The sequence below is a fragment of the Dictyobacter alpinus genome (assembly GCF_003967575.1).
GTDB lineage: Bacteria > Chloroflexota > Ktedonobacteria > Ktedonobacterales > Ktedonobacteraceae > Dictyobacter > Dictyobacter alpinus.
Genome location: NZ_BIFT01000002.1, coordinates 1,966,216 through 1,980,311, shown reverse-complemented (window position 1 = coordinate 1,980,311; position 14,096 = coordinate 1,966,216). Strand labels below are relative to the sequence as shown.

General features: G+C 45.8%; 8 protein-coding genes and 2 rRNA genes. 4 read left to right on the top strand and 6 right to left on the bottom strand.

Going from position 1 to position 14,096, the window contains the following annotated elements:
• Positions 1-16: 16 nt before the first annotated feature.
• Entirely contained in the window at positions 17-1,795 is a 1,779-nt protein-coding gene (locus tag EL633_RS30535; RefSeq protein WP_126631000.1) for a cation:proton antiporter, read from the bottom strand.
• Positions 1,796-2,262: 467 nt separating this feature from the next.
• Complete coding sequence (locus EL633_RS30530; protein WP_126630999.1) at positions 2,263-3,033, bottom strand: ChbG/HpnK family deacetylase; 771 nt, start codon at positions 3,031-3,033, stop codon at positions 2,263-2,265.
• Positions 3,034-3,467: 434 nt separating this feature from the next.
• Between EL633_RS30530 and EL633_RS30525 the strand changes: the two genes are divergently transcribed.
• Positions 3,468-4,514, top strand: a complete 1,047-nt coding sequence (locus EL633_RS30525) for a substrate-binding domain-containing protein (protein WP_126630998.1) — start codon at positions 3,468-3,470, stop codon at positions 4,512-4,514.
• A 141-nt stretch (positions 4,515-4,655) separates the two neighbouring features.
• Here EL633_RS30525 and EL633_RS30520 read toward each other — a convergent pair whose 3' ends face one another.
• Positions 4,656-5,516 (bottom strand): class I SAM-dependent methyltransferase, encoded by an 861-nt coding sequence (locus EL633_RS30520; RefSeq protein WP_126630997.1) that lies wholly within the window; start codon positions 5,514-5,516, stop codon positions 4,656-4,658.
• 505 nt (positions 5,517-6,021) lie between these two features.
• Here EL633_RS30520 and EL633_RS30515 point away from each other — a divergent pair.
• Positions 6,022-7,752 carry a hypothetical protein gene (locus EL633_RS30515; protein ID WP_126630996.1) on the top strand — a complete coding sequence of 577 codons (1,731 nt, stop codon included), beginning with the start codon at positions 6,022-6,024 and terminating at the stop codon, positions 7,750-7,752.
• Here the strand turns inward: EL633_RS30515 and EL633_RS30510 are convergent.
• The 3 genes from EL633_RS30510 to rrf form a co-directional block, all read right to left on the bottom strand.
• Positions 7,737-9,896, bottom strand: coding sequence for a WD40 repeat domain-containing serine/threonine protein kinase (locus EL633_RS30510; RefSeq protein ID WP_161982562.1), 2,160 nt, complete (start codon positions 9,894-9,896; stop codon positions 7,737-7,739). The genes EL633_RS30515 and EL633_RS30510 overlap by 16 nt on opposite strands.
• Before the next feature lie 362 nt (positions 9,897-10,258).
• Positions 10,259-10,561, bottom strand: a complete 303-nt coding sequence (locus tag EL633_RS30505; protein WP_161982560.1) for a hypothetical protein — start codon at positions 10,559-10,561, stop codon at positions 10,259-10,261.
• Between the two features lie 825 nt (positions 10,562-11,386).
• Positions 11,387-11,503 (bottom strand): 5S ribosomal RNA (gene rrf, locus EL633_RS30500).
• Between the two features lie 826 nt (positions 11,504-12,329).
• On the opposite strand from rrf, the gene EL633_RS30495 reads away from it, so the two are divergent.
• Both EL633_RS30495 and EL633_RS37945 read left to right on the top strand, forming a co-directional pair.
• Positions 12,330-13,816, top strand: a 16S ribosomal RNA gene (locus EL633_RS30495).
• Between the two features lie 41 nt (positions 13,817-13,857).
• The gene (locus EL633_RS37945; RefSeq protein ID WP_281275958.1) at positions 13,858-13,989 is read left to right on the top strand and encodes a hypothetical protein; all 132 of its coding nucleotides are present in this window, start codon (positions 13,858-13,860) and stop codon (positions 13,987-13,989) included.
• Positions 13,990-14,096 lie beyond the last annotated feature (107 nt).

The following is a 14,096-nucleotide window of genomic DNA, read 5'->3' as shown; positions in this document are numbered from 1 at the left end:
TCTTGTGCCTGTAGCACTAGCTATTATTGCTAAGCGTTTGCGCCTGTATTCCTTCAAGCGCGTGCCGCTCTTCGTTTGTCAGATTATCGACATCGTAATGATCGTTACGCACACTATCTGTATAATCACGAATCTCTTTATTGGGGTAACCCAGCCGCAAGAGTGTCTGCTGAATAATCTCAAGTCCACCCTCTAATTCAGGTTGAATGACCGCCGTAGCTCCCTGTGCGAAAAGGCGATGCAGGCCCTCCTGCGTTACCGCACGAACAATAATTGGTACCTCTCTAGAGAGTTTGCGGATGCGCATAATGGCAATTTCTGCCGCAGTCTCATCGGGAATCGTAATCACGACGGCACGAGCTCGTTGGATCTGTGCATGGGACAGAATATCGGAACTGGCAACATCTCCGTAGAGCGTTGGAATATCCTGATTACTAAGGAGTTGAATGCGTTGCATATTTAATTCAACGACCACACGCGGCACATTCAACAGGCCAAGTAAATGGATAATGTGTTCACCTACACGGCCGTACCCAATGATTACCACATGCTCATGATACGCATCTGGATTGGCCGCCTCAATGGCTGGTTGTTTGTTCATACGTGACCAGAGAGCAGGCATCCGGGCCAATAGCTTTTCAGACTGAGGTAGAAAGCGGAACAGAAATGGATTCAGAATAATCGCCAGGATAGCGCTAGCCAGCAAGACTGAATACTGTTCAGTGGCTAAGAGTTTCAATGCGATACCAGTTTCGCCCAGAATAAACGCAAACTCACCGATCTGAGCGCGGCCCGCCGCCAGCACAAACGTGGTACGTGCTGGCCAGGCGAAGATCACCCCGAAAATCAACGTGAGAATATATTTACCAAGGACAATAACCGCCGTCAGCCCTAGAATCTCCCAGACATGTCCTGCCATCTGTAATGGGTTGACCAGCATACCAATAGAGACAAAGAAGAGTACCGTGAATGTCTCTCGGAATGGCAGAATCTCATTCTCTACTTGCTGGCTTAACATGGTCTCATTAATTACCGCGCCTGCCAGGAAGGCACCAAGCGCCAGCGAGACACCAAAGAATGCAGCGGCACCAATTGCGGTGCCGATGGTTACAACGACGATCGCGACAATAAAGAGTTCGCGCGAGTGGGTAAATGAGAGCCAGCGCAATACCTTAGGAATCACACGCGTGCCAGCCAGCAGCATAACAGCCGCGAAAGCGATCGCTTTCAGCAAGGCTAAACCGATCGTCTGCCAGAGCGGTGCTTCAGAAGCAGTGCTGGATAATGCGGGAATGAGCACCAGGGCCAGCACAGTGAGCAGATCTTCAAGGACCAGCCACCCAATCGCGACTTTGCCATGTACCGTATTAAGCAAGCCTTGATCCATAAGATTGCGTAACATCACCACTGTACTGGTCGCAATTGGTACCGCCAGACCAACCAGGAGACTACTAGGCAATGACCAGCCCCATTGTAAGGTAACAAGCATCACGAGTGGAGTGAGCACAAGCAATTGCAGCAGGGCGCCAGGGAACGCAATGCGGCGCACCATCCATAGATCCTGTATGGAGAAGTGCAGGCCCACGCCAAACATCAGAAATACAATGCCCAGATCAGCTAATTGTTTAATTGTATTGATATCACCAACATAACCCGGTGTAAAAGGGCCAATTACGACTCCGCCCAATAAATATCCAACCATCGTGGGTAATTTCACGAGACGAGCAAGCAAACCACCAACGACGGCTGCGACTAAAGAAACGGTAATATTAATTAAAAGCGGAAAATCGTGCATCAGGCATAGCCCTTTCTTTACAGGTACGAGAGAAATTGTTGCTAAAAATTTTATAGTAAGATGGCGCAATACAAGAGGTTACATGCAGAAATTAGAGGGTGGATATTTCCACATGCAGAGAATATTTACAGCTACGGGTTGTTTTTCTTGACAAAAAGCAAAGCGATAATGCTCTGTAAATCCAGTATATCACATAGAAAAGGCGCATTACCATGTGGCCAAAGGTCCTTAGCTACCTAAAAATTTTTCTGAACCAATTGGAAATCTTCACATAGGTTGCGCGTCTGTGGAGTGCGAGAAGGAAAGTCTAGTGTGATACCAAAAATGCTCTGAACACACTTTTGGTACCACACCACACATTTTAAACAAGTATGGGTAATCAGGTGTCCAAATGTGGAATGGACAATGTCATGGGACAAAATTAAAGGAAAACCATGGTGTTGATAAAAAGGTAATACATGAAATAATTAGCATTCATCGTAGCGTCTGAGTATAATAGCCCGATCCTGAATAATCTGCAGAACGCCAGGATCACAAAGCATCTGACGATCATTATCACGTTCCTGCGCCATCTGTCCTGCATCTGGAGAATTTCCTCCGGTCACTTGTTGCATCTCCTCATTATCATAAGCCGGGTGAGTAATCAACACATAGTCGCCCGCAGAAATATTTTGTAAGAGGGACTGTAAATCTCCGGCAGTATTACAATAAAGGGGTTGCAGGGCAAGGTCTTGATGCCAGATCAATCCCTCCTGGTGGGCCAGTAGTTGCAGTGCATGCGAAAAACGCCGATCCTCCGAATCAGAGAATAGCCAGCCAATGCCCATATGTTCATCCATATAGCGGATATTTAAATTCCAGGCGCGAGCCAGTGCCAGTTGTGCTCGCGCCTCAAGTAATAACTCATCTAGTATAACACCATTTTTAAATAGGTCATCACTTGAGCGAAAAAAGAATCCCTCCTGATCCAGGAGTGAGGTAACCTGTTCTGGTGCAGCGATTGGTCCCCAGCGCGGAGAATTCCATTCAGATGTGAGTGTGATATGTAAGCCGAGGCAAAGATCGGGTACTTGCTTCGCGAGTGCAATCGCCTGCTGAATATGGGGCGCAGGCATCATTATAGATGCGTTACGCAAAATACCGTATTCGTATGCTGAAATAATGGCCTGATTGCCTGCCTGGAAGGCACCCATATCATCGCCGCGCGTAATCAAACGGATACCAGATTGGTTCGCCATCAAAATCTCCTACTGCTTTTACCGCCTGAGGGCGGTCAGGTTCATACAATTGAGCAATCTTTATTTTAAAAAGAGGACAAATTGTAATCTACATATTCATCTTCCTGTTCTAAAACAGAGATTAATGCCAAAGCTTTTATTTGTCAAGCCTGTAGAGAGACCAATCTTTAAATAGCTCTATTTGCCTCTTATATTCATTTAATAGCAGCGCGTGCTTAGAACAGAGGTAAATTTTTATGTCCATATGCTTGACAAAGCTAATGAATCTGATTATTATTGTTTTAGAACAGACTTGTAGAGCGGCGTAGATGAAGACGAGTTGAACGGAGCAGATTATCAGAAATACAGAAGCCATCCAGATTGTAACACCCAGGCAGTTACGACAGGCTACTACAAAAAGAGCCAATGCTAAAGTTGAGGAAATAAGCAAAAGATTGCGTGAACTGGCTCTGGCAAAAGGTGCGGGAAGTCAGTTACCCACGGCGAGAGAACTTTGTACACAGCTACAAACCTCCAGTGCGACGCTGACCGCGGCCTTAGATCTGCTTGAAAGTGAGCAAATCCTTTGTCGTAAAGAACGGCAAGGAGTATTTGTGGCCGATACTCTCTATCAAAGAACCATCCATATTATCTTTAATATTTCTAATATGTCGAATATCGGGCAGTCTCCTTTCTGGTCGCTCTTATGGGTAAAATTGCTTGAAGAAGCGGAACAGAATGCTGCTTTCAAGAATGAGCAATATCGTTTCCACTTCTTATGTATTGACATGGGCCAGCCACTGCCAGATGATTACATTACCTTATTGAGTTCAGCCCAGGTAGATGGTTTTTTGCTCATTGGTTTAAACGCACGTGATCAAGAACATCGAAGGCTCTTATCCATTCCTCATGTCACGTTTGCTGGTGGAGGGGATATTACGATACAGATCGATCAGCAAGAAGCCGGGCGCCTGGCTGCAAGGCACTTGATTCAACTGGGATGTAAAAAAATTGCGTGTTGGATGCCTACCAACACAAATACTGACATTGATATTATCAATGCAGAGTTGCTTAAACAAGTCGTGGCAGAGCAAAATGCTACAGTATATCCAGAATTTTTCCGCTCGCCTACTTTGCCTCCATCGGTCAATCGAAAAGAGTTTATTTATCAGGAGCAGGGATATATGCTGGCGCGAGAAGTATTCAGCGTATCAAATGATAACAGGCCAGACGGTCTCTATATCACTGACGATATGCTTACCTCAGGCGCGCTCGTCGCGTTAGAAGAGCTCGGTATTCGTATTGGGAAAGATATCAACATCGTGACATATGCTAACGCTGGATCACCAATTTTATTTGGTCGCACGAAGCAGATGGCCGTGGTAGAAATAGATACCTCAGACATCGTCCATGCCATGTTCTCGTTGCTGGATGCCGCGATCAATAAAGGTTATGAACCAGAGGACACAATCATAAATATCCGCCCCCACCTCTCATTATAAGAGCAGATTGGATAGATAGGAATTGAATACAACTACTATGTATGATGATCACGCGAGGCATAATGATTTACAGCGCATACCATTTATCGAATGGAACGCTTGCGCTGTATCATCAAAAAAATGTGCAGTGATCACAAAAACTTAGGACAGAGGCTTATGTCCCCATGCAATCAATCCGAATGAGAGCGCAACAAAATCATGGCGCATCACATCGGTTCCCATCGTCTTATAATCCTCATCGAATACTGCCTCATCTACTACGTTTGATTTGACCAGATAAGGTTTGATCAGAGGATAGAGAAGCTCAATATCTTTGATGGTACTATAATGTAACTCGGCTCCAAATGAGGAATCCATGAAGAAAGATTTGCGGCAAATGTTCGTATAACCAGCCTGTTTCAGTAACTGACCCAACATATGGACAATCCCGATAGAGCGTCCGTTCACTGAGAAGTTGCGTTTTTGTTCATACAATGACTGGTAGATATAGCCACTTAGCCGCTCCAATGCCGCACTATTTGTAATCCCCAACTCCACCTCCGTCAACTGCAAAATCCCACCTGGCTTCAGTAAGCGCATACATTCCTTTAATAGATCGGGCCAGGTAGCGCGCGTGAGAAAGCTTGCGACAAAGCGCGTGTTAATCAGATCAAATGAAGCATCTGGAAAATCGAGCGGTTGGGAGGCATCCATGACCTCAAAAGAAACATTTTGCAGTTTTCTTGTGCGTGCCTGAGCGAAAGCATAGCGTATCATAGCAGAATTAATATCAATGCCAACAACCCCTAAATGCTTATAGGTATAAGCAACCTCTAACGCCCAGCCGCCTGGACCACAGCCGATATCCAAAACACTTTGAATTGGCGTCAGGTCAAGCTCTGTTGGAAAGAGACCTCCCTGAGCGCGATTATAGAGCATGTTCTGTTCAAGAAGCCGCGACGTCTCAGCACCCTCTTCAACATCTATGAGATACGTGCTCTCAGCATCATCTGTTGCTGACATTCTAGTAAAGCCTTTCTGTTCTTACACCTTTTCTTGAGGTGGAGAACATAAATACTTCTATATTACCTGCTAAGCATGAAAATACGCTTTCAAACCCTTTTTGCTATGGTTGATGCCAGTATAGTTACATAATGAGGAACATGTCAATGAATCTATGCATATCAGGCTACTTAAAATAGTAATCGGTACAAATAGGCCTCGATAGAAAAGCATTAAACGATGAGCAAAAGGAGGGGAAGGATGATACGCTTGAAAACATTAGATTCGATGAGCAGTCAGGAAAGTATTCTTTTATTTTTATTGTTGGTTTAAGCGTAAAAAAATATCTACAGATGAAAAAGTGAGAGTGATCATTTGCAGGAACAGTAGTTGTTACTGATTGTAGCCTGTTGGCGTGTTAGCAATGGTATCTGCAAGCTATCAGTGGCTTATAGACGTATTGAGCAGATTATTTATGGATAGATGTCGTAGGGAAAACACAGAACCACCATGAGGAGTGCTGTTTATGTCCCAGAATAAACTTGATACTCCTGTACTTTATCCAACCGCCAGCAATGCTGCTTTTGAGTACAAATTTCGCTTTCTGCCCTGGATATGCTTATTAGGAATCGTCGTAGTTATTACTATAGCAGATTTAACCTTTATTGACCGCCATTTCTGGCTCTATACCGTGATTTACCATCATTTGCATCCGGTGAAACGCCCCATAATTCCAGGTGCAGTTGGCGAGGCAATGCCACTTAATTTGATTAAATCATTACCCCTGACATGTGCATTCGTAGGATTATTTAGTATTCTTTTTACATTCTACTTTTTAGCTGTTCGCTTTCTGCCACGCTTAATAAATCAGCGCTATATCTTTCGTTCGACTATTTTAATGGGCATCGCCTATATCTTGTTACCTGTTGTCACTTCACAAGACATCTTCTCCTACATCGCCTATGCTCGCATGGCTGTGTTGTATCATTTAAATCCTATGGTGGTAGCGCCAACCGCCATCAAACCCGATTTCGTCTATGGTTTCTTATACTGGGTGAACCAACCTTCGGTCTATGGTCCGACATGGCTGGCCATTACTTCATTGCTACAGATCATAGCCAGTGTTATTGGCTTTAAGTATGTACTATCTATGGAGTTGTTATTACGTATCTTTGGCTTTATGATGCACCTAGGATCCACACAACTCGTCTGGATATTGAGTGCGCAACTGAGGAGCAGCAACGCAACCGTGTCTGAAGGAGACTGGCAGAGAAGAAGATTACGTACTACCCTGGCATTTGCCTGGAATCCGTTTTTACTATTAGAAGCCTGCGTGAATGCACATAACGACATCACCATCCTCTTTATGCTCCTGCTCTCACTCTGGTTCCTTATTCCACATCCTGAGAATAAGCGCATAGCATATGTAAGCGCCATAATTATATTAGCCCTGCTCGCCTGTCTGAAAATCTCCTATATCGTACTGCTACCAGGCATTTTATTATTTATCTTACTGCAAGGAGCCGCAGTTAAAAGTCTGCGGACACGTATCTTGCAGACGGTAGTATCGATCATCGTATATAGTGGTTTGATTATAGGTATGCATGCACCATTTTGGGATCATGGTGCTTTACTCAATGTATTGCAAGTGACGCCCTCGGCTTCACGCAACACAAATAGTTTTTATGAAACGGTTGTAAATATATATGCCAGCTTCAAAGGAATTCCCCTCACCCATAAAATGGACCATGGCTCGCGTTTAGAAATAATGTCACATATGGTAAGTACAGGCTTGTTTCTGCTTATCTATGCCGCAATCTGTATACGCTCGATATGCCGGCCACGATATATTAATACATGGCCGGCATTGGTGGCCTGGCTGGCCTTTACATGGCTCCTATATTGTGTGGTGGGTTCGCCATGGTTCTGGCCCTGGTACACCATCATTCTCTTTGGCTTATTTGCGCTATTAGAGGTAAACCAAGAGGAACAAACGACCAGGCGTGAACCTGTACATTTTGTGTTTGGCGCGTTGGATGTTGCTTTATTTGGACGTTTATTATCTGTGAGTATGGTTAGTCTCTATTGTCTCTGGATTTTCTACAATCTGGTCCCCAACTTTCAGTTTACCTATTTTACCAGCGTCTTTGTCTGGGGTATTCCTTTTCTAATCATCGGTATGCGGGCCGCCCAGAAACATATTAAGCAAAAGCTCCTCTATATTAAGCCATCTTTAGACAATCAGCCGAGCGTATAAGTGATGATATTTCCATCCGATAGAGCCGCAGTAAGGACCGGCGAACGTGTGCTGGGCGCAAGAGTAATCGAATTGAGCGCAGCCAGAGTATCATTCCCATTTTTGATAAGATACGGATCTGCCAGTTGAGGATTCCAACAATAGATATCCCCATTGTTTAATGCAATAAAAACACCATCAAACCCGGAATTATAGGCCAGGTCTGTTACAGAATCTGAAAATGTATAGCTATACTTTGTGTTTCCGTTCGTATCGATAAAACAGAATGTATTGTTCATAATGACAAGAATTTGATATACATCTCCAGGCTGCCAGGCAACCATCGTAATAGTTGAAGCAACTTCAGGTGACCAACTGTGGATTATTCGTGTATTTTGCGCATTCCAGAAAGCTATCTGGTTACGTGCTGTGATAGAAACAATTTGCCGCCCATCTGGAGACCACGCCAGATAATGGTTTTCATTATTTGCTTTGACCTTTGGATTTATAAGCGTGTTGGTATAATGACCTATTTCGATAAATTGGTTTGTCGGCGGCTGGAATTGCAGGAGATGTGTCGTACCCTGAAGCGTATCAACTATGGCCAGTATATAATTTTTAGGCGCCCAGGCAATTGTATAAGTGGTGGTATCTGTATCGGACTGCTGAGTCTGTCCACTATATACTAATGCAGGATCCAATAATTTCACAATCGCGTCGCCCTTTGACGTATCCCTTAGAACTTCCATCATATAGACTTCTTTTTTAGTAACGCAGGCCAGGTACTTTCCATCATAGGACCAGGAAAGTGCCATGATCGATGTAGGTGAAACCTGCATACTGGCCACAGGATCAGATATTTGTCCATTCCAGATATTCACGCTGCCCCGAGCGTTGCTTGAGGCATAATAATCTCCCTGTGGAGCGTAAAGTACAGCATTCACCCCCCCTTGATCCTGTTGCTTACGCGTATGGAGAATATTGAAGCGTTTCACTGGTATATGTGTAGGCGCATGGAATTGATTAGCAACCAGCCCTCCCACGCCCCCTACACCGCCAATCAGGATTCCCAGCGCCAACATGCGTTGGATCGTGTGACGTCGTGTAAGGAGCCTGGCCGGAGCTGGCCTCTGCATTTGCTGTTGACCGTTAGTAGAACTTGAAGTAGTAGTATTTGTAGCCAGTGGTTTTGCTATGGATAGTGTGCCAGGAGGACGTACTTGATGGGAAGAAGGGTTGTGTTGCGCATATAGACGTTCTAACTCAGCCTGTACTACCTGTATACTTGCAGGTCGTTGATCGACCTCGATAGAAACCATCTTTTGCAACATCTGATCCAGTGCGGCTAGATTAGTAGTAGCATACAGGCGTAGTGGTCCAAAATGAAAAGGATTTTCCGCAGGATCAATACCGGTTAATAACTGGTGAAGGATAGCTCCCAGACTATAAATATCAGCACGTGTAGTCGTTTGAGCCTTGCCATATTGCTCTGGAGCAGCATAACCGGGAGAGCCAAACTGCAGCGTGTCCCTGGCCTGGCCAGGCTTGAAATAGCGCGCGATCCCGAAATCGATCAAATAAAGCTTACCAGTTGGGGTACGTATAATATTGCCCGGTTTAAGATCTCTAAAGACAATCGGAGGATTATGTGTATGGAGATAATCCAGGACCGAGCATAATTGTATACCAATATCTAACGTTTCGGTGAGCGTCAATAGACGCGTGGCATCGGGCTGTTCTGGCCGCTGTAAATAGGCCTCTAGGGTTTCCCCATCAATAAAATCCATCACCAGATACCAATTATGCTGATCGGTAAAGTGATTATAGATACGTGGTAAACGGGCATGAGAAAGCCTGGAAAGAATACTTACCTCACGATTAAAACCATCCGTAGCCTCAATAGTCTCCTGCATCGTCAAATTGCGCAACATAATCTTTTTAATAGCCACAATTTTATGCTGTTGCTGTATATCTTGAGCTTTATAGACCGCGCCAAAGCCACCCAGGCCAACTTGAAAGAGGAGGCGATACCTATGTTGAAGTAATATCTCCTCATCAGCGTCTATTAATAGTTCATGCAAGTCATACTTACAGGCAAAACACTGTTGCGCAAGCAAATCATTCGCTGCCCCGCACTTCTGGCAGTAAAGAATAGACTGTTCCATTGATGTATCCTTGCTGCACATCCATAAATGTTTATCTGTGTACTATGACGAAGAACACAGGCAAGATATTGCAATAATGAAGTGAAAGTGCGAACGAACTTCTATATGGAACGTAGGAGTGGAAGCACTTCAACTCTCTCATGTAGAGAGTTGAAAAGGGCGGGTAGGCAACCCTGATTAGAGAAGATGAAAGTAGAAACGCGCCAGTTCTGCTATAGAAGGAGGCCGTGTCGAGTAGTCACGCCCGACACGGCCTCTTTCTATCTCATGCGATCGCCGTAGGCCAGAGGTGTCAAAAAAGAAACCACACAACTCTCAAGCACAGCAAAGTACACAAATAACATAGAAAAAATCTAAAAAACCTACACTACCGGAACAACCTCTAACAGCGCACAACGACCTCTGGTTTTTGTTGACAGCATATCTGACTGCTCCTCAGTACAAACCAGACTATAAACACGATAGAGTTGATCCGTATAAGAAGTAAAGTTGCCAATAATATCTTTAAAGCATTGCTCCAGATATTCAATTTCCTTATATACTTTTGTTTTATTGGCACTATCCATTGGTACGATCAACTGCATCTGATATTGTGTCATAGTGATATCTTCTCCTACAGCTCGAAGCCTGGTAAAACACGCCTGGGCAATATGTGTGGATGGCATAAAGTATCCCTGATCAATAAGGTAACGGATACTTGTGGAAAGGATTATCGTGTATCTGTAATAACAGACAAGGATAACTAAAAAGAGGAGAGACACTGAATGGATCTGTATTTCCCCTCGGCAAGGTCTTGTTTTTTGCGAACCTCATTCTATAAAAAGGCTAAAAGAAAATTGCAGAAGCCGTCCCTCATGGAGGGCTTATCACATCTTACTTCTCAATAGAAGAGGCACCTATGCCGAAGTGGTGTAGCCAAAAAACTACTTTGCTGCTGTGATATTTATCAGGTATATCCTGTATACGTTGATCATTCAACATATACTCTCCTGATAATACATTTGGAAGAGCGCCAGGGTTATATTCCCCTTGTTTTGCTTGTCCATATAGAATAACACGTCCACAATTATTATTCAATATCTTTGGGCCTTTGTTCTCAGGACTTTTTAATGTTCGTCCAGAGATCACTCGCAAGCGATCAGATGTACATTATTTCAGATGTGGAGTGTGTGGCGCGCGGCTGCAGCCGCGCGCCACACACTCCCAACCCGGCGCCGCAGGCGCCAAAAAGGAACATGAAAAAGCCCTGCTTTGTTCTGAATATCTGTGTAGTAGACGTTAGCAAATTAGTTTGTTGTCTTAAAGAGCCATTGATCAGCCAGGATGCTCGCCTTAATTAAAACCAGAAGTGGGAGATGTCTTTTATTCACTAAACTATATCGTCAGATTTTTCAATTTTGTTTAGCATGCTGGGATGCGTGTCGTTAAAGCGAAGATATGCATCTTTGGTGCTGAAAAGGGCAACAAAAAACCACCCATGTGGGCGGGTGAGACGGCGACTTCCTATTTTCCCACGCAGTTGCCCACGTAGTATCATCGGGGAGGAAGAGCTTAACTACCGTGTTCGGGATGGGAACGGGTGTACCCTCTTCGCTAAAGTCACCAGCTCGCCTGCACAGACAAGTGGTTTTTTCTGACGAAGTGTATCATACCCGAAAGACTGGTTCTTGTCAATACATTGGTGATCACTTGTTAAAAATTCGCTTTTTTTTCACTAAAAAAGAATTTGCTAAAAGGCAAGGCTTGACAAAATGGGAGGAGTGTGGGAGAATGCATCTTGCCGCTGAACGTAAAGGTAAAGCCGCCTGGGAAGACGGTTAAGAGCAATTTTCTCATTTACGAGAAAGATGCTTGACAACCATGACGGTCTGTGGCATAATCAGCGGGCTGTCGAAATGAGATAATCACTGAGCTCTCCGAGTATTGGTGCTCCTATCCCTTCGCATTTGTTGTGCCACGCTAAGGTGGCTCCCTCGAGATCACTGATCTCCTGTGTATTTCCCAACCAATGTGGTGAGAAATAAGGGGGGCTTTGGCCTTTTTTGCAGGTGATGATGTGGGTTCTCCCTCTTACGAGTGAGGGACACGAGATCTTGGGCGTCGGCGAAAATCCCTCGGGAAACCGCTTGACAAACCACAACAGATCTGCGATACTACAGCACGTGAGACAAGCAAACGAAAAATATTCAGCGCTTGTTGCACATGAAACAAACGTTTCACATGGTACCTTGACAACTGAAGAGTGGAAAGCAGAACAGCAACTGGAACACATGAATAGGTTTCATGTTCCTGTCAATTCGATCCCGAGCGTTCGCGTTCGGTGATCACACAATAATCTGCGAACAAATTACAGCCAATGTTGGAAGACTTGGCCTTGATCGCAATTCTCATGCAATTTCTTCACCCTCGTTGAGGATGAATGAATCATAAAATTGGATGGCGAGTTTGATCCTGGCTCAGGATAAACGCTGGCGGCGTGCCTAACACATGCAAGTCGAACGCTCTGCGCAAGCAGGGAGTGGCGGACGGGTGAGTAACACGTGGGCAATCTACCATCAGGTGAGGAATACCGGCGAGAAATCGCCGACAATACCGCATACGCTCTTTCGCGAGGAAGAGCAAAGCTCGCAAGGGCGCCTGAGGATGAGCCTGCGCTCGATTAGTTTGTTGGTGAGGTAATGGCTTACCAAGACTGCGATCGATAGCTGGTCTGAGAGGACGATCAGCCACACTGGGATTGAGAACGGCCCAGACTCCTACGGGGGGCAGCAGTGAGGAATTTTCGTCAATGGGGGCAACCCTGAACGAGCAACGCCGCGTGCAGGATGAAGGTTTTCGGATCGTAAACTGCTTTTCTCTGGGACGAGAACGGACGGTACCAGAGGAATCAGCCCCGGCTAACTACGTGCCAGCAGCCGCGGTAATACGTAGGGGGCAAGCGTTGTCCGGATTTATTGGGCGTAAAGCGCACGCAGGCGGTCAGATCAGTCTGGGGTGACAGTCGTCGGCTCAACCGACGAAGTACTTCGGATACTGTCTGACTTGAGGGCTTCAGAGGGACACGGAATTCCGGGTGGAGTGGTGAAATGCGTAGATATCCGGAGGAACACCGATGGCGAAGGCAGTGTCCTGGGAAGTACCTGACGCTCAGGTGCGAAAGCTAGGGGAGCGAACAGGATTAGATACCCTGGTAGTCCTAGCCGTAAACGATGACCACTAGACGTTGGGGGTATCGACCCCTTCAGTGTCGTAGTTAACACAGTAAGTGGTCCGCCTGGGGAGTACGGTCGCAAGATTAAAACTCAAAGGAATTGACGGGGACCCGCACAAGCAGCGGAGCGTGTGGTTTAATTCGATGCAACGCGAAGAACCTTACCAAGGCTTGACATGGATTTGCACCAGCCGTAACTGGTTGTCCCTTCGGGGCGGATCCACAGGTGCTGCATGGCTGTCGTCAGCTCGTGTCGTGAGATGTTGGGTTAAGTCCCGCAACGAGCGCAACCCCTGTCGTTAGTTGAATTTCTCTAGCGAAACTGCCATTTTAAAATGGAGGAAGGCGGGGATGACGTCAAGTCAGCACGGCCCTTACGCTTTGGGCGACACACACGCTACAATGGTCAGGACAAAGAGTCGCGAACTCGCGAGAGGGAGCCAATCTCGTCAAACCTGGCCTCAGTTCAGATTGGAGGCTGCAACCCGCCTCCATGAAGTTGGAGTTGCTAGTAACCGTAGGTCAGCACACTACGGTGAATACGTTCCCGGGTCTTGTACACACCGCCCGTCACACCACGAAAGTTGGCAACACTTGAAGCCGCTGGGCTAACTCGCAAGAGGGGCAAGCGTCGAGGGTGGGGTCAGTGATTGGGGTGAAGTCGTAACAAGGTAGCCGTACCGGAAGGTGCGGCTGGATCACCTCCTTTCTAGGGAGCTTAAGCATTGGTCAGGAGTCATCCTGGCACACATGATGCTTCACTTCCAGGTCGAACAGGACGACGAAAGTATTCATCCAGCAGTTGGGCTGGTTTCCACTCTCCAGATGTTGGGGTCAACAGACGCGCACTACGGTGTGCGGCCTGCCAGCATCGCACCTTGACAACCAAATACCGTATATCTTCAATTTTGCTGAGCCATGATAGGTCAGCCAGAGTTGAAGCAGAGGATCGCTGTTCTTTCTCGCAAGAGGGAGAATGGCAAACAAGC